Annotated in this window: 15 protein-coding genes; 4 read left to right on the top strand and 11 right to left on the bottom strand. The window is 43.3% G+C overall.

Features of this window, described 5'->3' with window-relative positions; all coding sequences use genetic code 11:
• Nucleotides 1-96 precede the first annotated feature (96 nt).
• Genes dnaJ through rsgA form a run of 3 tightly spaced genes read left to right on the top strand, consistent with a single transcriptional unit; the run spans nucleotide 97 to nucleotide 2,616 of the window.
• A complete protein-coding gene (gene dnaJ, locus BJP37_RS26830) occupies nucleotides 97-1,221 on the top strand; it encodes a molecular chaperone DnaJ (RefSeq protein WP_075903424.1) in 1,125 nt (374 codons plus the stop codon).
• Nucleotides 1,218-1,493, top strand: a complete 276-nt coding sequence (locus BJP37_RS26825; RefSeq protein WP_198954196.1) for a sulfurtransferase TusA family protein — start codon at nucleotides 1,218-1,220, stop codon at nucleotides 1,491-1,493. The genes dnaJ and BJP37_RS26825 overlap by 4 nt, the downstream gene beginning before the upstream one ends.
• Entirely contained in the window at nucleotides 1,486-2,616 is a 1,131-nt protein-coding gene (gene rsgA / locus BJP37_RS26820; RefSeq protein WP_075903422.1) for a small ribosomal subunit biogenesis GTPase RsgA, read from the top strand. Before BJP37_RS26825 ends, rsgA begins: the two co-directional genes overlap by 8 nt.
• A gap of 40 nt (nucleotides 2,617-2,656) precedes the next feature.
• On the opposite strand, the gene pheT is transcribed toward rsgA, so the two are convergent.
• Nucleotides 2,657-5,125 (bottom strand): phenylalanine--tRNA ligase subunit beta, encoded by a 2,469-nt coding sequence (gene pheT, locus BJP37_RS26815; RefSeq protein ID WP_075903420.1) that lies wholly within the window; start codon nucleotides 5,123-5,125, stop codon nucleotides 2,657-2,659.
• A 426-nt stretch (nucleotides 5,126-5,551) separates the two neighbouring features.
• On the opposite strand from pheT, the gene BJP37_RS26810 reads away from it, so the two are divergent.
• Nucleotides 5,552-7,150, top strand: coding sequence for a serine/threonine-protein kinase (locus BJP37_RS26810; protein WP_075903418.1), 1,599 nt, complete (start codon nucleotides 5,552-5,554; stop codon nucleotides 7,148-7,150).
• Between the two features lie 236 nt (nucleotides 7,151-7,386).
• On the opposite strand, the gene BJP37_RS26805 is transcribed toward BJP37_RS26810, so the two are convergent.
• The 10 genes from BJP37_RS26805 to BJP37_RS26760 form a co-directional block, all read right to left on the bottom strand.
• The gene (locus tag BJP37_RS26805; protein WP_075903416.1) at nucleotides 7,387-8,907 is read right to left on the bottom strand and encodes an AAA family ATPase; all 1,521 of its coding nucleotides are present in this window, start codon (nucleotides 8,905-8,907) and stop codon (nucleotides 7,387-7,389) included.
• 170 nt (nucleotides 8,908-9,077) lie between these two features.
• On the bottom strand, nucleotides 9,078-10,280 hold the full coding sequence (locus BJP37_RS26800; protein ID WP_075903414.1) for a hypothetical protein: 1,203 nt from the start codon (nucleotides 10,278-10,280) through the stop codon (nucleotides 9,078-9,080).
• Nucleotides 10,281-10,332: 52 nt separating this feature from the next.
• Nucleotides 10,333-11,457 (bottom strand): hypothetical protein, encoded by a 1,125-nt coding sequence (locus BJP37_RS26795; RefSeq protein WP_075903412.1) that lies wholly within the window; start codon nucleotides 11,455-11,457, stop codon nucleotides 10,333-10,335.
• 306 nt (nucleotides 11,458-11,763) lie between these two features.
• Nucleotides 11,764-13,275 carry a GMC oxidoreductase gene (locus BJP37_RS26790; protein ID WP_075903410.1) on the bottom strand — a complete coding sequence of 504 codons (1,512 nt, stop codon included), beginning with the start codon at nucleotides 13,273-13,275 and terminating at the stop codon, nucleotides 11,764-11,766.
• A 59-nt stretch (nucleotides 13,276-13,334) separates the two neighbouring features.
• Nucleotides 13,335-13,763: a hypothetical protein gene (locus BJP37_RS26785; protein ID WP_229415456.1), complete on the bottom strand. Its 429-nt coding sequence runs from the start codon at nucleotides 13,761-13,763 to the stop codon at nucleotides 13,335-13,337.
• A gap of 55 nt (nucleotides 13,764-13,818) precedes the next feature.
• Nucleotides 13,819-14,154, bottom strand: a complete 336-nt coding sequence (locus tag BJP37_RS26780) for a XisI protein (RefSeq protein ID WP_075903406.1) — start codon at nucleotides 14,152-14,154, stop codon at nucleotides 13,819-13,821.
• A gap of 10 nt (nucleotides 14,155-14,164) precedes the next feature.
• On the bottom strand, nucleotides 14,165-14,587 hold the full coding sequence (locus tag BJP37_RS26775) for a DUF29 domain-containing protein (RefSeq protein WP_075906503.1): 423 nt from the start codon (nucleotides 14,585-14,587) through the stop codon (nucleotides 14,165-14,167).
• 83 nt (nucleotides 14,588-14,670) lie between these two features.
• Nucleotides 14,671-15,306 (bottom strand): cytochrome c oxidase subunit 3, encoded by a 636-nt coding sequence (locus tag BJP37_RS26770; protein ID WP_075903404.1) that lies wholly within the window; start codon nucleotides 15,304-15,306, stop codon nucleotides 14,671-14,673.
• Nucleotides 15,293-16,981 carry a cytochrome c oxidase subunit I gene (gene ctaD / locus BJP37_RS26765; protein ID WP_075903402.1) on the bottom strand — a complete coding sequence of 563 codons (1,689 nt, stop codon included), beginning with the start codon at nucleotides 16,979-16,981 and terminating at the stop codon, nucleotides 15,293-15,295. Before ctaD ends, BJP37_RS26770 begins: the two co-directional genes overlap by 14 nt.
• On the bottom strand, nucleotides 16,978-17,919 hold the full coding sequence (locus tag BJP37_RS26760; protein WP_075903400.1) for a cytochrome c oxidase subunit II transmembrane domain-containing protein: 942 nt from the start codon (nucleotides 17,917-17,919) through the stop codon (nucleotides 16,978-16,980). The genes ctaD and BJP37_RS26760 overlap by 4 nt, the downstream gene beginning before the upstream one ends.
• Nucleotides 17,920-17,926 lie beyond the last annotated feature (7 nt).

The following is a 17,926-nucleotide window of genomic DNA, read 5'->3' as shown; positions in this document are numbered from 1 at the left end:
AGGTAATGCTGGAATGCGCTCTTTGTGCTTTTATAGCAATAACCTGAGGAATAACAAGAGCCCCCACTATATAAATGGAAGACCGATCAGCGCTCTATGGCTGACTATTATGATCTGCTTGGTGTCTCTCGTGATGCCGACAAAGATGAAATTAAACGTGCTTACCGTCGCTTGGCACGGAAGTACCACCCAGATGTTAACAAAGAAACAGGAGCTGAAGAGCGCTTTAAGGAAATTAACCGGGCTTACGAAGTCCTCTCAGAACCAGAAACTCGAGCAAGATATGACCGTTTTGGGGAAGCTGGTGTTTCCTCAGGTGCGGGAGCAGCCTACTCAGATTTTGGCGATATGGGCTTTGCTGATATTTTTGAAAGCTTCTTCAGCGGCTTTGCTGGTGGTATGGGTCAGCAAACTGGTCGTAGGCGTAGTGGCCCGGTGCGTGGTGACGACCTGCGACTAGACTTGAAGCTGGCTTTCAAGGAAGCTATATTCGGTGGTGAAAAGGAAATCCGCATTCCTCACCTAGAAACTTGTAAAGTCTGTAACAGCACAGGGGCAAAGCCAGGAACTCGAGCCCGCACTTGCCCAACCTGTAACGGTACAGGTCAAGTAAGGCGTGCTACTCGTACCCCTTTTGGTAGTTTCACCCAAGTCTCAGTCTGTCCTACCTGTAACGGTGAAGGTCAAATCATTGAGGATAAGTGTGAAGCCTGTGGTGGTGCTGGTCGTAAACAAGAAACCAAAAAACTGAAAATCACCATTCCAGCAGGGGTGGATAATGGCACCAGGCTACGGGTTTCTAAAGAAGGGGATGCAGGATTACGTGCTGGTCCACCAGGAGACCTATACGTTTATCTATTTGTAAACGAAGACAGCCAGTTTCAGCGGGATGGCATTAACATTCTGTCTGAAATGAAAATTAGCTATTTACAAGCAATTTTAGGCTGTATTATCGAAGCAGAGACAGTAGACGGTCCAGTGGAATTAACTATTCCACCCGGTACTCAACCCAATACTGTATTAACTTTAGAGAATCACGGTGTCCCCAAATTGGGTAACCCAGTCAGTCGGGGCGATCACCTAATCACGATTTTGGTGGATATCCCCACTCGGATTAGCCCTGACGAAAGGGAATTGCTAGAGAAGCTAGCGAAAATAAAGGGTGAGCGCACTGGTAAAGGTGGTATAGAAGGATTCTTGGGAGGCTTGTTTGGCTCATGAGTAAACTAGCCTCCTCGCAGATGAGTTCATTACCTGATGAGCAGCTGGATCTGCGCGGCACCCCTTGCCCGATTAACTTTGTTCGCACTAAACTCTATCTGGAGAAAATGGCTCCAGGTGCCCTATTAGAAGTGTGGCTCGACCCAGGAGAACCCATTGAACAGGTTCCTGATAGTCTGACTATGGAGGGTTACCCCATAGAGGGTGTTGAAGAACGCGATCGCTATTTTGCTATGAAGGTGCGTCGTCCACACCAGCATCTTCATGATTGAATTAGAATACACTAATTCGTCAAACTTGTCAACCCGTTGGCTGGGTACCGTGCTGGCGGTTCAGGCAAATTTCTATCAGGTGCGTTTAGATCAATTGAAGGTTGACAAGTTGGAGGTTGTAGGTTGTGAAGATAACCTTCAAGCAAATAACCTACAACCTTCAACCCTCTTATGTACCCGTAGAGCCCGGTTAAAAAAAATTGGCCAGCAGGTGATGGTGGGAGACCGGGTTGTAGTAGATGAACCTGACTGGGCTGGTGGACGAGGGGTGATTGCTGAAGTGCTGCCCCGGACAACCCAGCTCGACCGCCCACCAATCGCCAATGCTCAGCAAATTCTGGTAGTTTTTGCTCTGGAAGAACCGACCCTGGATGCTTATCAGCTGAGTCGGTTTTTGGTGAAGGCAGAATCTACTGGTTTCAAGGTATGTTTGTGTCTGAATAAACGTGATTTAGTAACACAACAGCAACAGCAGCATTGGCAACAGCGTCTGGAAGCATGGGGTTATCAGCCAGTCTTGATCAGCGTTCATAATGGTACTTGTTTAGCACAATTGACTGACCTGTTGAGTCAGACAATCAGCGTTATGGCTGGTCTTTCCGGTGTCGGGAAATCCAGTCTAATTAATTATCTGATTCCAGCAACAAGGGTGCGGGTGGCAGAAGTGACTGGTAAACTGGGTCGAGGACGCCACACCACTCGGCACGTGGAATTATTTGAGTTGCCTAAAGGTGGTTTTTTGGCAGATACCCCCGGATTCAATCAGCCTGACTTGACTTGTTCTCCTGAGGATTTAATCCATTACTTTCCAGAAGCAAGAGAGCGTTTAGCCCAACACCGCTGTCAATTCAGTAATTGCCTACATCGGAATGAGCCAAACTGTGCTGTGCGAGGAGATTGGGAACGGTACCAGCATTATCTGGATTTTTTAGCAGAAGTGATTGCACGACAAGAGGCTTTGAACCAAAAAGCTGATATAGAATCGACTATGAAGTTAAAAATTAAAGCTTCTGGTCGGCGTCAATACGAACCAAAGCTAGAAACAAAAAAATACCGCCGTCGCTCCCGCCGTACTCAGCACCAGACCCTAGATGAACTTTATGACGATATGAATGAAGGATGAAGTATTCATACTTCATCCTTCAACCGTTTAAGTTCTCCGTTTAACTTCTAAGGCTAACCCCAAATTTTTCCTCTAGGGCTTCTCGCACTTTCTGATGCACTGGCTCGACTTCTGCATCAGTAAGAGTGCGATCGCTAGCACGGTAGATTAGCCGAAATGCCAAACTTCTCTGTGCCTCAGGAACAGACTCTCCTTTATATTCATCAAACAATTGCACTGACTCCAACAAATTCCCCGCAGCTTTCCGGGTTGAACGTTCGATTTCTGCCACAGAGACTTGTAGTGGGGCAAAGAACGCAATATCCCGGTCAATGGCTGGGTAGGTGGAATAGACTTGGAACCGGGGAGTAAGAATTTCATCGCGATCAAGAGCTTCTAGAATTAGATCCAAGTCCAAATCAAATACATAAACCTGATCGGGAAAACCTCTTTCTGAGCGTAGCTGGGGGTGCAACTGCCCAAATTTTCCTAATTTCTCACCTTGCAACCACAAGGATGCAGTGCGTCCTGGGTGAAGACGGGGATCGCTGTGGTCTGGTTGGTATTCTACTGTCAGACCGCAACGGGAAAACACTCTCTCTAGTACTCCCTTAGCCTCATACCAGGTCATGGGTTCGGAACGCCCTCCCGTGACCCAGTTACCTTGGGTGATATTTCCCCCTAAAATCCCGGCAATAGCATCAGCTTCTGCGAAACCCTCTTCTGCTCGCCAGAAGATCCGACCAATTTCAAAACCGTTGAGTACACCGTTGCCTTGCTCGATATTGTACTGACAGGCATCAATAAGCCCTGATAGTAAATCCGTGCGTAGGGATGAGTATTCTGTAAACAGGGGATTATCAAGACAAATTTGGTTCTGTTCCTCTGGCTTGACCAAGGAATACTGGACTAATTCGGTCAACCCAACTGCACGGAATTGCGATCGCAGTTTTCGCTTTAAAAATTCCTCAGCAGATAGATAACCTGGTTCAGTCTTGTCTGGTAAGCTATCACAGAAGTTGTCATAGCCGTAGAGACGGGCAATTTCCTCAATTAAATCAATTTCCCGCTCTAAATCCCGGTAGCGGTAGGGGGGTACAGTCACTTTCCATTGGGAAGAATCCTCCGATCCTATCGGTTGTAGTTGACATCCGAGGGCAGTCAGGATTCGTTCCACATCTTCTGGCAGGATTTGCCCAAGCTCCTCTGACTTATGAACTGGTCCTAAAATCTGATTGACACGGTCAAGACGTAACTCAATGGAACGTGCCCAAGTAGAGGGGTCAGGGCGCTGGTCAGCAATACTCTGGGTTATGGGGGTACCACCAGCTAACTCAGTAATTAATGCGATCGCTCTTTTACAAGCAATATCCAATTCTGCTTTATTAACACCACGCTCATAACGGGTAGATGATTCTGTTCGTATGCTTTGACTACGGGAAGAACGACGAACAGTCACTGGATCAAACAGTGCTGCTTCCAAAACAATACTTTGGGTGTTGTCGTTCACTTCTGTGGCTTCCCCACCCATAACCCCAGCCATAGCAACGGGTTGGTCGTTAGCTGTGATCAGTAACGCTTGTGGTTCCAGGGAACGGGTTTGACCATCAAGAGTAGTCAGGGATTCCCCACTGTTAGCAAAGCGGACACCAATGGTGAGGTTTTCGACCCCAGCAACAGCTTGCAAGCGTTCCCGGTCAAAAGCATGGAGGGGCTGACCCCATTCCAAGAGAACCAAATTAGTGACATCCACTACATTATTAATCGGTCGCACTCCAGCGGCTTTCAATCGCTGTTGTAACCAATCGGGAGAAGGAGCAATCTTCACCCCTTCAATCACAGTGCCAATATAGGCGGGGCAAGCTTTCGGTTCAGATACTTTCAAGGTCAAGGCATCCGTTCGCGTAGCGTGGCCTACGGCCTTTGTTTTTGGAATAGACACCTCAACAGCTTCTGGCAAGCTTAAGGATACCCCAGTTAAGGCGACTACTTCTCTGGCCACGCCCACCATACTTAGAGCATCTGCCCGATTAGCCGTAGACGTAACATCAAGAATGATATCAGTTAACCCCAGTAAGGGACGAGCATCACTGCCTAGGGGTATAGTTTCTGCCTCGAAAATATGAATGCCAGCGGATTCCTTGGCCAAGCCCACTTCTGCTAAGGAACAAATCATCCCTTCTGAGCGAACACCGCGCAGTTTTGAGGCGCGAATTTTCAAATCAATAGTTGGTAGGTAGGTTCCGATGGTGGCGACCGGCACGTAAATGTCTGGTCGGACATTGGACGCACCACAAACAATATTCAATGGGTCACTGCCACCAATATCAACTTGACAGACCCGAAGCTTATTGGCATTAGGGTGAGGCTCTACCTCCAGAACCTTGCCAATCACCACGCCATCGGCCAGGGTTCCCAGGTCTTCAATATCTTCTACCTCAAACCCAGCCATAGTTAGGGTTTGAGCTAGCTCTTCTGGTGTCAGAGTTACCTCTACTAGTTCTCGCAGCCAGTTTAACGATATACGCATGGACTCCTAAATTTTTTTGCTGAACTCTAATATAAGGTAATAAATAAGGTGCAAGTTGCCCGTTACTTCCACGAAAACATTTTTCTATTGTGATGGGCCTAACCCCTTAACGCTTGACAAAAGTACACTATCTATGGTCAATGCTAAATAAACGCTCTAAAATATAGGTAGCTTCATATACGTTTTACTTTAATCACCCTTTACTTAACTCAAAATTGTCCTTTGTACCCTTAGGTGGATACAAAAAATAAGGTATCCTGGTTGAGGATCAGGTTTCACCGGAATAGTTGTCTAACTAAGGGGGTAGTAAGAGGCATTTTGCATAAAATAAAGAAAAGTAAAAGACTATAAATCATCTTTCCTGCTCAGGTGCTCCGAGCAAAAGTTTTAGTTCCAGTATGGGCAAAGGAACATCAGTAAGGCTGAATGAGCTACTGTCTAAATCCTACCTGCACTCAGGCAAAAAACCCAGAACACGCCGACTTTTGTCAGGCGTGCAGTTCTAAATTATTATTAGTTGACCGCTATCGTGTGATCAAACCACTCGGTCAAGGCGGATTTGGAGCAACTTTCTTAGCAACAGATCAATCCTTGCCCGGTAAGCCGACCCGTGTAATCAAACAACTCCGCCCAAGCGCCAAAGGCTCAGAGATTTCACCGATGGCAAGGGATCTGTTTGAGCGAGAAGCCCGAACCTTGGGAGAAATAGGGAATCATCCCCAATTCCCACAGTTATTCGATTACTTTCAAGACAATGAGCATTTTTATCTGGTTCAGGAATACATTAGCGGTTTGACACTGCAACAGCAAGTCAGACGGTCTGGTTCATTCTCGGAAGAGGGAGTTAAACAATTTTTAAGTGAAATTCTACCACTCCTGCAATATATTCATCAGAAAAACGTAATTCACCGGGACATTAAACCAGCGAATATAATTCGTCGTGACCAAGACCGCAAACTGGTACTGATTGATTTTGGGGCTGTGAAAAACAGCCAAACCAATCCCTCCAATTCCTCAGACACAGTATTGACCAACTATGCCATAGGAACTCCAGGCTTTGCCCCTCCTGAACAAATGGCATTGCGACCTGTAATTGCTAGCGATATCTATGCAGTGGGGGTTACTTGCCTTTATCTGTTGACGGGTAAATCTCCCAAAGACCTCGATTATAATCCTTCAACCGGAGAAATAGTCTGGCAGACTAATGTCAACGTTAGTGACCACTTTGCTAAGGTTTTAAGAAAAATGCTGGAGTCTTCTGTCCGTTATCGCTATCAGTGCTCAGAAGACATCCTGAGAGCTCTTGACCTAGAGCCATATCTGGAGAGTTTAAACAAAAGCTTAGTGTCGCAACGGATGGATGACGCTAATTCTCACTTCAACTCAGAGAATTTGGGTCCTGTGAATGGTTATTCATCCCCGTCGTCAGTTCAATCCCGAAGAATGGCAGAGCAAATTAGAGAATGGCGGGAGCGTCGGGGATTGAGCAATGGTCGAAGATCAGAACCTAAAAACGGTGGAGGTTTTACCAACAGGGATTCTACAGCTGTGAGCGGTAGTAGGAATAGCATTACAGGCAAGTCGAAGGGTAATGGCAAGTTGGAGGCGGAAACGTTATTAAAAGCTTACGGCTCTGGCAGAAGAGACTTTGCGGCTAAAGATTTGAGGGGACTTAACCTTAATAATGCCCAGTTATCTGGGATAATTTTCCGCCAGGGCAAACTGTTAAATATTAGTTTGAAGGGAGCGGATTTATCTAGTGCTAATTTTGGTGAAGCGAATCTCCATCAAGCCGACTTACGCAATGCCAATTTGGGTCGAGCTTACCTGAAAAAAGCTATTTTGGCAGGAGCAGACTTGCGTGGGGCAAATCTTAGTTATGCTCATCTCGAAAATGCTAATCTACGGGGAGCAAATTTGTGTGGAGCCAATCTTGCTAATGCTAAAATTACTAAGGAACAGTTGGCTCAAGCTAAGACTAATTGGACAACAGTACTCCCTACTGGTAAGCGGGGTTTTTGGTAATATAGCGCAGGGAGTAGGGAGTAAGGAGTAGGCATGCTAGCAATAGGCATGCTAGCAATAGGCATGCTAGCAATAGGGAACAAAAATTACCACAATTCATTTATGATTATATAGCACTACGGATTTAGATTAGGACATTCCTAAACTCAGCAAACCTAGTTCTAGCTTACTTTTGACTTCTGACTTCTAACTTCTAACTTCTGACTTGCGCGTAGCGCTATATAGGTAATCAGGGATTATTTTTTTTTACTTCCTGGCTTTACTTTCTTAATCTCACTTGCTGGCTTGACATTCATCTTAGATAAAGACTTTCTGATTTTATCTATTTTATCTTTGAGGGATTCTGAAAGACATTTGGTGGTTTTAATAACAGCAAGCAAATCATCTGTTGTCACTGTATCTTTTTCTGGATCAAGGAAAACATTTTCTATGGTTTCTTTAACAACAGCTTCAATGTCAGCACCACTATAACCATCGGTTTCTTTTAGCAAGCTAATTATATCAATCATCCTATTCCATTTATTTCTCCTTTTTAGATGGATTTCAAATATTTTTTTGCGCTCATCCCCATTAGGAAAATCTACAAAGAACAGTTCATCAAATCTTCCTTTTCTGAGAAATTCAGCCGGAAGTTTGGCAATATCATTAGAGGTAGCCACAATGAAGACAGTGTTTTCTTTCTCTTGAATCCAAGTTAAAATATTACCAAATAATCTGGTGGTGATATCACTTCCGCCTCCAGTTTCGCCAATGCCAGCAAAGGCTTTTTCAATTTCATCTATCCATAAAATACAAGGACTAACCGCCTCAGCTATTTTAATTGCCCGACTTAAGTTTTCTTCACTCTCTCCCACATACTTACCAAGTAGTTTACCAATATCTAGCCGAAGTAGAGGAACTTCAAACAGATGAGAAGTAGCTTTGGCCACTAAACTTTTGCCACACCCAGGCATCCCAATTAGCATAATACCTTTAGGTATATCCACTCCAAATTTGATAGCTTGGTCGAGATTTTTGAATATGTTAGCTTTTTTAGTCAGCCAGGACTTGAGATTATCAAGCCCTCCAACGTCATCTAGTGTTTCTTTGAAATTAAGAATTTCAAGGGTGCCAGATTTTTTGATAATTTGTTTTTTTTCTTGGATGATTAGGTGCTTATCATTTTTGTCTATACAGCCACCCTGTTGATAGGCTAGGTTTAAGATCTGGATAATTTCAAATTTACTTAATCCTTTAAAGGATAAGGATAATTCTTCAATGACATTGTCAGTCATATCAAATTGTAAATCCTGCAAAAATTGTTTAATTATTCCTCTAATTTGATTAAGATTGGGAATAGGGACTTCAAAGACCGTAATAAATTTATCAAGTTCAGCCGGAATGATTAATTGACTAGAAACAATAAAACTAGTGGTATAAAAATTATCCTTGTATAGGGTCTTGAGGGCAATTGATTTGAGCAGAGCAATGACTTTGGGATTATCTAAATAAAAGTGAATATCCTTGAGTACCAGAAAACTATCCCCACTTTCATTATTATCAAAAGCTGACAAAAACGTTTCTAAGTCAAAGTTAGACTTAGAATTTTTGGTCTCAAAATCAACATGACCACCAGCATCATTATATTCATAAACGTCAGCTGTTGTAGCAATCTCCTTAATCAGCAAATCAGTAGAATGGAAATCAAAATCGTTGATATAAATGATTGGTCTTAAGGAATCAACATAGGAAGAAAGTTTATGAATTGTATTGTTCATGATAATTGTTAATCGGGAATCGGGAATCGGGAATCGGGAATCGGGAATCGGGAATCGGGAATCGGGAATGGGGAGTGGGGAAGAAAGGTAAGCATTCAGTCAGCTATCACTCACAAGCTGACGGCTGACAGTTGACAGCTGACAGCTAACATGAGAAATGCTATATAATCTCAAACTTCCAAATAACCAATTACATGGTCAGGATTTCTACTCTTGTAATCTATCCCATCTAGAATGACAAATTTACCATTAACATCATCGGCTGATAACTCTTCACCATGTTTACCAGAGTTTCTTACATAATTTCCATCGTTCATACCTAAAATCATAAAACGCTTACCCTTGGGTTCAATATCTTTCCAAAACTCTTTTGTCTCACCTTTAAATATTTTTAGATGATTCCTGACTAAATAAAACATTTTATGAATTGCAAATTCTTTTTCTGAAAGTACCAAATTTTGTTCGGAAGGAAATATCATGTATTCCACATAATCATTAGAACTATCAGAATAAAACATTAAACCATTCATGATTTTTCCCACTGCATCTTCTTTTTTAAATTGATCGGACCTCAAACTTGGTTCTGAATGAGATACCATCACATCATCACTCTCAGTTAAATCCAGAATTAAACACTTTTTTTCTGGAGTAACAAGTTTCTGCCACCTACGATTAGTGTCTGCTTTATGCTGAATAGGTTTTAGACTAAGTATATCAGGATGTTTTAAAAATCCTTCAGATAACATTTTGGCTGTATTAGGATTAATTTTATTTGTCAAATTTTCTATTCTTTCAGCCATCATGTCAGACCCTAACACTAATCTTCTCAAAGTGGGATTCATGAATGATACAAAAAGAGATAAGGGGACTTTGTCAAAAAATTCATCATACAAGCCTGGTAAGTGAAACTTAAATATCCAGAAATAGTTTTTAGCAATTTGTGCTACACTACTTTTAATCAACGCAATATTATCGGGATCCTCCAACATCCCTGTCAATACTCTATAGTAACCCTGGTGATAATCCTTAATAATGGCTTTGCGATTAAAATTGTTCTTAGCATAATTATTTACCTTGTTCTGGAATTCTTCATGGAATTGGATACTATACAAGGATTCCTCTAGTTTAGTTGCTTCAATTTCCATCTCGAAAATTTTCACTAGTTCCTTGCTAATCTCTAGGTCACTTTCGGCTGAGATATCCTTTATTTTTGAGAAGATATCTGTAAATCCCCTAACAGCAAGCCACTTTTGCAATAGACCACTTTTGTAATATCCCAAGATATCATCGATATTAAAATTTTCCCTAACACCATCTAAATCTCTGACTGGAGTATTATCCAAAATAAGACTAAACTTAATTGTCTTTGCCATCTTTATCCACCTCAATAATTTAATTTTAATAATTTAATTTGGCTGTCAAGGGCTACCAATTCAATGGATTTAATTTACTTTTAGTAAAAGCTCGCCCAAAAGATTTTGCTCCTGCCCAGGCTTTTTTTACTGTTTTGGTTACTGCTTTTTTAGCAAAATTGGCTACTTTTTTGATACCAGTGGCAATAGGTTGACCAATGTTTTTTCCAGCAATTTTACCTGTAAAGCTTCCTAGCATCCCTCCAACTGCTGTGCCAATTGGTCCAAATACAGTTCCAACAGTAGCTCCGATACTTGTACCGGATAACCAACCGACAGCCTTGGTGTTTAGACTCACTAAGGTACAGGTAGCTGCAACTTCTCTATCATATAAATCTTCTACAGCCTCAATCAGTGTAATCTCGCCTTTGCCAAGTTTATAGCCGATTTGGGGAAGCGTCAGTCCCATATCAATCATGGCAGCAATTTGGGCTATATCTACTTCATCAAGTATGCCTAAGTGACCCTCTTCTTTAGCAACTACTGTGCCTAAGGTAACTAGTTGTTTGAAGGTATTATCTAAGGGCTCAAGGTATTGATTTAAATAATTATCAGCAACGTCCAGAAAGGAAAAATTATTAAAATAATCTAGATTTAAAGGGTCTAAAAGTGTATCAAACTGCTGGGCCATGGAAATTGAAGATAGCATGGAGTTGTTCTGAATATCATCTAATACTTGTTGTTCCATAACTCTAGGCTTGTTGATGCCTTCAACTTCAATTTCCTTCAGAGGAGTATATACGCCCGTTGGTTCACCAGACAATGACGCTAATTGCTGATTATTGGCTAAAACTAAGGCTTCTTGAATCTCTTGAACAATTTCACCTCTTTTTCTCTCACTTTCTCTATCGGTGATTTCTTCAAGGGTAGATTCAAGCCAATTTACTTTTGATTTACCTTGTTCTTGAGCACTGATTAAGCTTTGATGATAACTATCAATCAGGTCGATAGTATCTAACGCATTGTTGAGATCAGTAAGGGTTTTGGTTTTGTCTTTTATTCCTTGACGCTTCTCGATAACATCCTTACAAAAATGTTGAATATTATCTCGATCATGATACTCTTGATAGTTGACTAAGATTTCGGAAATTATTTGTTCAGTAGTTTTCCTACCCTGAGGAGGGATCAAGTCGCTCATTGTTGTTATGATTTACTGAGGATATTACTGATAATACAAGGGTTAGGGCTGGTGTGGAATTCCATAGGATCCCATCGTATTATAGCCTAGTCCAGGATATATTCTTTTTTGAGACTTATGTTAATTATAGTACCAAGTTAACTGGGATCAAGTCTTAGATTTTGACGTATAGTTACAATAATTAATATCGCGCTTTGGCAATCGAAACCCATTTGCTGTTTGACCCAGTGGTGCGTTAGGGGCAGCAACCTAAAACTGGCGACTGTGAAAATGAGGGCAAGCCCGCCCCTGAAGCACCACTAGCACTTACCCAAACCGTTCAATCAGATGATCCCCCACCCGTAGAGCATTGGCAATAATGGTTAAAGCTGGGCTAACACTAGCATTGGATGGAAAGAAACTGCCATCGACTACGTAAAGATTTTCCAGATCATGAGTGCGGCAGTTGCGATCGAGCACAGTAGTAGCAGGATCGTCCCCAAAACGGCAGGTGCCACACTGATTTGCCATTACTTGAATCGGTACTTCCCCACGAGGATATATTTTACCGCTCTGAAAACTATCCAGCCGTTTTTCAATGGTTTTTAGCACTTCAGTCAAGCGATAAACTAGGCGATCGTGGGCTTCGATATTATTGGGAGTGTAGTCAATATACAACTTGTTTCCATCAATTCGTACTCGATTATTGGGATCGGGCAAATCCTCCGTCTGCACCCACCAGCCAATGGAACGAGTAGCTAACTGCTTCAGTCCAAATCCTGGCATAAATTTTGCCAGAACTGATAACAGTGGTGGTGCTTCAGCAAAAATAATATCTGTCAGCAATCCACCGGAATTTTGAATGTGACCCATTGGGTAAGGAAAATCGGGATCACCCCAATAAAAATCATTGAGATAAATACTTCTTTGAAAAGCACCTGAATTGGGCTTAGTGCTCAGTTGCACTACAGCAGTCATTAGGCTTTTCATCAAATTCCGTCCCACTTGCCCCGAACTGTTAGCAAGTCCTTGGGGGTGTCGATCATTGGCAGAGTGTAATAGTAATGCTGCTGAATTCACGGCACCACAAGCAACCACGACAATTTCCCCCATAAACAAGTAGGATTGTCCTGCAATTTCGGCTTCGACCCCTTTAACTGCTAAACCTGAGGGGTTAGTGTGCAAACAGACCACTTTCGCATTGGTTTTTAAGGTCACGTTGGAATGTTTCAAAGCTGGCACAATTCCGCTGACCTCGGAATCATTGGTTGGGTCGTCGTCTTGGCGCGTCAGTCCTAACGGTAGGTAAGATGGATGCAGACCTTGCTGAGCGATCGCATTGTAAATTTCCGCAATTTGAGGCTCTTGGGGGATTGCTTCAAAGGGATAGTCTTGACTATGAAATGGCTCGGTGGGATCGCTGGTTGCCTGACCGTGAACCTTATAAAGCTGTTCCGCTTCAGTGTAATAGGGTTCAAAGTCGGAATATTTCAAACACCACTCCGGCGACACTCCCTCTTGATGTTGCACTTTCTCAAAATCCCGCTCCCGCAGTCGTAGCAATGCTGCACCATAGATTTTAGTATTGCCACCGATAGCGTAATTCATTTGGGGGAAAAAGGGTTCTTCAGCAGTGTCATACCAAATTTCAGGAGCGTGATAGCGTTCTCGCTTAAAAATATCGACATTACTGCGATTTTGCTCTTCTAGAGGCATAAAATCGCCTCGTTCTAGGATCAGAATTTTCTTTCCTGTTGGCGCAAGTTTATAGGCTAAGGTTCCGCCGCCAGCCCCTGTGCCGATAATAATAAAGTCGTAATATTGGTCGTCGATAATCATAGTAAAAGTCCGAAGTTACAGGAGTTCAGAAGTTACAGGAGTTAACGCTATCGACAAGTTTAGGGACAAGGCTCAATTGTCCAATCTTTAGGTTTCTCACTTTTATAACAGGACTGTTGACGACCTGCTTCCTTTAAATTCCATTTACCGGTAGATTGATCGAATTGAAACTCAAGTCGATAACGCTTGCCCCTAATTTTGTCATCAGGTAGATTCATCTGGGTTAGAATCACGATTTTCTCAAAAGCTTGCTGATCTATAACCTTGATTTCTTCAGTAAACTCACTCTCGACCGTTTCTTTGTTACCAAATAAGTCTAATGCGATCGCTTTCGGATCATCTCCTATTCCCTTACCTTTTATCTCAGCTAGATTCAAGGGTTGATAACGAGATTTTTCTAACGAATCATCAGAGGGATTACAACCCATTAAGATTAAGCTAATAGTCAACCCTACTCCTAGAAGCGGTAACCTGTCTTTTCTATCCATGGTCATTTAAAATTAAATTTGTTATAGCCTTGATTTTATCAAACACGAATAAATTTTAATTGACGGCAAATTCAGTTTGCTGACGCATTTCGGGAGGATAGAAAGCTAAAACAATATTTTCTTTCTTGATGCCAGCATTAATTAAATCAGTAGTGATACCCGTTTCTATTCCATCATATTCAATATAAATTTTCGTATTTTTTAGAGTAATATATATTAGGTTTCCTCTGATTCTTTTTCCCTGTGACCATCCTACCTGCATTAATCCATAGTGCTCTCGTGTTTCGTCAAAAATGGGATCAAGTCGGATGTCTCCATGAGAGGGACGAAATTGAGCGTATTTTAGAATAACTTGTTTTATTATTTCTCGATAGGTCGTTTGGGTATCCATTGTTTTACCTCTAATTTGGAGGAAACCAATCTGATTGGATTTGCTCAGGGGAATAGGGACATTTGTCAGGAAAGTCCCAATCGGAAATTCCGGTTTCATTAGCAGCGTCGGCTCTCGCATCACCATAAACTTTTGATAAATCTGCCCAGTATCGCTTTAAACTAGGAGTATCTCTGAGATAGCGTTTAAGGTTATTGCGCTCTCGTTTAATGGTGATTTCCCAAGATATAGACCGTTTTTCAGGTTGATATTCCCATTTCAACAGATGTTGAATCGTTAAACGAATAGAAGATAAAAAGCGGTCTCGCTCTCGTTTACCCAAGTCTTCAATCTCTTCTAGGAGATTAACCCAGTCTACTTCACTATACCGTTGTTCTTTGATCAGGGAAACTTGTTGTTCAACCCATTTGATGATGTCAGTTTCATAGAGCATTTTGTTCTTGGAAATCTCACTAAACATGACGAAAGCATTACCTGGTTGGGTTACGCTCCTGCTCACCCAACCTAGGAATAAGGCTACTGCCAGATGTAAATCAGCACAAACAAAATAATCCAGATCACATCGACAAAATGCCAGAACAGGGAGGTGGCAGCAACCCCAAACTCACCGTTGTTGTAGTTACCGGGAATGAAGGAGCGTCCCAGCATAATCAATTGCAGCAAGACTCCTGTCAGCACGTGCAAACCATGAAACCCGGTGAGCAAATAAAAGGTGCCGCCAAATACGCCATCGGTAAACCCAAAGGGGAGACTGCTCCATTCCACTGCCTGACCATATAAAAAGTAGCTCCCCATTGCCATGGTCAAGAGCCAAAATGCCCGAAAGCCCCACAGATTTTTGGCATGGAGATATCGTTCAGCAATATAAATTACGAAACTACTAGACACTAGGACTACAGTATTAATAGCTGGCTCTTTGATCTCTAGCCCTGTGACACCGGCAGGGAGCCAGTCGGCTGTGGTAGTCTTGTAAACAATGTATCCAGCAAAGAAGCTCAGGAAGATCACACTTTCCGAAAGCAAGAAAATGATGAAGCCAAACATGCTGTTGCCTGCTTCATCATGGCTATGTTCTGCCGTCCCATCAGAGGTATGGGTCTGACTCGGTATTACACCAGAGGTGAGTGATGGATCGATTTCAGTTGGGTTCATGGGTAACTTCTAGCGCATCAGGGTTAGACACCAAAGGTTCAGATTTGCCATAGCCATAGGGTTCGGCAATCACCACAGGCAACTGTTCAAAGTTCTCGTGACTGGGCGGGGAGGAGACAAGCCATTCTATCCCGATCGCCCGCCAGGGATTGGCTGGTGCTTTTTCTCCTTGTACCCAGGAACCGACCATATTGAGGATAAAGGGCAAAGTAGACATGCCCAACAGGAAGGCTCCAATGCTAGCAACCACATTCCAAAAGGCAAATTCGGGATCGTAGGACGCAACTCGGCGGGGCATTCCTTGCAGTCCTAATGGGTGCATGGGGAAGAAATTGAGATTGGCTCCAATAAAGGTTAGGGCAAAGTGCAGTTTACCCAACCCTTCATTATACATCCGCCCTGTCATTTTGGGGAACCAATGGTAGAAGGCGGCATAAATTCCCATAACTGTTGCGCCATAGATAACGTAGTGAAAGTGACCAACAACGAAATAGGTGTTGTTGACGTGAATATCTACTGGAACGGCTGCTAACATAATGCCAGTAATGCCCGCAAATACGAACATCACTAAGCCACCTAGTCCGAAAAGCATGGCGCTGGTGAGTCTGAGTTTACCTCCCCAAATGGTTGCTACCCAAGCAAACACTTTGATGCCAGTTGGCACGGAAATCAGCATTGTGGAGAACATAAACAGCATCCGCATCCATCCGGGGGTGCCGCTAGCAAACATGTGATGCACCCAGACTATAGCGCTCAACCCAACAATAATTAGGGATGAAATAGCAACTACTTTGTAACCAAAAAGGGGCTTGCGGGCGTAAACTGGGAATATTTCTGAAAAAATGCCAAAAATCGGCAGGATAATTACGTAAACGGCTGGGTGAGAGTAGAACCAGAAAAAGTGCTGGAACAGAATGGGATCGCCCCCTTTGGCAGGGTCAAAAAAGCTGGTGCCTAGGGTTAAATCAAACAACAGCATGATGGCTCCAGCAGTCAGGGCAGGTAAGCCAAATAATTGAATAATCTGGGCACTGAGTACAGCCCAGACAAACACAGGCATTCGGAAAAAGGTCATTCCGGGCGATCGCATCCGAATAATGGTGGTTACGATATTGACAGCTCCTAGAATAGAGGATACCCCCGAAAGCGCCACGGCTAGTAGCCAGAGAAATTGACCGTTAATCAAAGCACCAGTAGGGTTTTGCAGGCTCACGGGTGGATAAGACCACCAACCTGCCTGGGCTGGGCCTCCTGGAGCTAAAAAGCTTCCCATCAGGACAACCCCAAAGACGGGCACCATCCAGAAGGCCAGGGCATTCAGCCGGGGAAATGCCATATCCCGTGCGCCAATCATCAGGGGTACTAGGTAATTGGCCAGCCCGGCCAACACTGGAAAGGTCCACAAGAACAGCATTACTGTTCCGTGGAGGGTAAACATAGCATTGTAGACGGTGCGATCAACCAGATCGGCTTCTGGGGTAATCAGTTCACCCCGGACGATCATGGCAAAGATTCCACCAATGAGAAAAAAGAAAAAAGAGGTGACAATATACTGAATCCCAATCACTTTGTGATCGGTGCTGAAGCTGAAAAACCGTTTCCAGTCTTCAGGGGTACCTGGCGAGGGCTGTTTGCCCAAGGATGCGATCGCGTCAACCGAAGAAAGATTGGTCATAACCCTTTGTTTTGCTGATTTGAACCAGAGTAATTAACCATAGGAGGCGCAGCTGGAACCACCGTTTTCCAGCCTGCATTAATTGCTGTTTCAGAGGCTCGACGATATTCCTCGAAGGCTTGATTGTAGGCTGCTTTGGGGGGTTGAACCGCTGCTTGAGCAAGCCACTGCTGATAGGATTCCGGGGATTGTACCACCACATCCGCCTGCATTGCTGCAAAGTAAGTCCCACTGTATTGAGAATCCCGCAACCGATAGTTGCCTTCGCGAATGGGAGTAAATTCAAACTCGATCGCCTGATTTGGGATAATATCCTGCTTAACTCGAAAGGCTGGAATATAAAACCCATGTATCACATCCTCTGATTTGAGGGTAAGCTTGATGCGATGGTTGTTGGGTAAATGCAGTTCTGTGCTGCTGATACTTTGCTCGGGATAGCGAAATTCCCACGCCCACTGACGAGACAAGACTTCAATACGCTCTATCGGTTCGTTGGAGTCAGGCATTTGTGAGTCAGGGCTTGGTTCGATTGGTGCAGCCTCAGCGGTTGCCATTTCTAGATGAACATGCTCCATCGGACCGAGAATCGACATCTGGTCGTAGACCTGGTAGCTGTAGGCTGCAATCCAAATTACTAAAGCTAAGGGAATTGCTGTCCAGACGATTTCCAGGGTGATGTTTCCTTCAATTGCTGGACCATCGCTTAAGTCATACTTGCCTGCTTGCTGAAACAAGACTGAATAGGTTAGGGTTCCTACTACTCCTAAGAAAATAAAGGTTCCCAGTGTCACTAGGAAACTGAATAAATCGTCAACTAGCAGGGATTCAGCTGAAGCTTGGGGAGGAAACCAAGAGTAAGCCTGTTGACCCATCCACAGACTAATCCCGGCTAATGCGATCGCAACGACAACCAAGGTCAAAATCCTGCGAATATTCATAAGCCTA

This window comes from Moorena bouillonii PNG (genome assembly GCF_001942495.1).
GTDB lineage: Bacteria > Cyanobacteriota > Cyanobacteriia > Cyanobacteriales > Coleofasciculaceae > Moorena > Moorena bouillonii.
Note: the sequence above shows the minus strand (reverse complement) of the source record. Positions and strands in the feature narration are given on the sequence as shown.

Excerpts from the sequence above, each read along its gene's own strand:
- dnaJ (WP_075903424.1), top strand. The coding sequence starts at position 97 with ATGGCTGACTATTATGATCTGCTTGGTGTCTCTCGTGATGCCGACAAA.
- BJP37_RS26825 (WP_198954196.1), top strand. The coding sequence starts at position 1,218 with ATGAGTAAACTAGCCTCCTCGCAGATGAGTTCATTACCTGATGAGCAG.
- rsgA (WP_075903422.1), top strand. The coding sequence starts at position 1,486 with ATGATTGAATTAGAATACACTAATTCGTCAAACTTGTCAACCCGTTGG.
- pheT (WP_075903420.1), bottom strand. The coding sequence starts at position 5,125 with ATGCGTATATCGTTAAACTGGCTGCGAGAACTAGTAGAGGTAACTCTG.
- BJP37_RS26810 (WP_075903418.1), top strand. The coding sequence starts at position 5,552 with ATGAGCTACTGTCTAAATCCTACCTGCACTCAGGCAAAAAACCCAGAA.
- BJP37_RS26805 (WP_075903416.1), bottom strand. The coding sequence starts at position 8,907 with ATGAACAATACAATTCATAAACTTTCTTCCTATGTTGATTCCTTAAGA.
- BJP37_RS26800 (WP_075903414.1), bottom strand. The coding sequence starts at position 10,280 with ATGGCAAAGACAATTAAGTTTAGTCTTATTTTGGATAATACTCCAGTC.
- BJP37_RS26795 (WP_075903412.1), bottom strand. The coding sequence starts at position 11,457 with ATGAGCGACTTGATCCCTCCTCAGGGTAGGAAAACTACTGAACAAATA.
- BJP37_RS26790 (WP_075903410.1), bottom strand. The coding sequence starts at position 13,275 with ATGATTATCGACGACCAATATTACGACTTTATTATTATCGGCACAGGG.
- BJP37_RS26785 (WP_229415456.1), bottom strand. The coding sequence starts at position 13,763 with ATGGATAGAAAAGACAGGTTACCGCTTCTAGGAGTAGGGTTGACTATT.
- BJP37_RS26780 (WP_075903406.1), bottom strand. The coding sequence starts at position 14,154 with ATGGATACCCAAACGACCTATCGAGAAATAATAAAACAAGTTATTCTA.
- BJP37_RS26775 (WP_075906503.1), bottom strand. The coding sequence starts at position 14,587 with ATGCTCTATGAAACTGACATCATCAAATGGGTTGAACAACAAGTTTCC.
- BJP37_RS26770 (WP_075903404.1), bottom strand. The coding sequence starts at position 15,306 with ATGAACCCAACTGAAATCGATCCATCACTCACCTCTGGTGTAATACCG.
- ctaD (WP_075903402.1), bottom strand. The coding sequence starts at position 16,981 with ATGACCAATCTTTCTTCGGTTGACGCGATCGCATCCTTGGGCAAACAG.
- BJP37_RS26760 (WP_075903400.1), bottom strand. The coding sequence starts at position 17,919 with ATGAATATTCGCAGGATTTTGACCTTGGTTGTCGTTGCGATCGCATTA.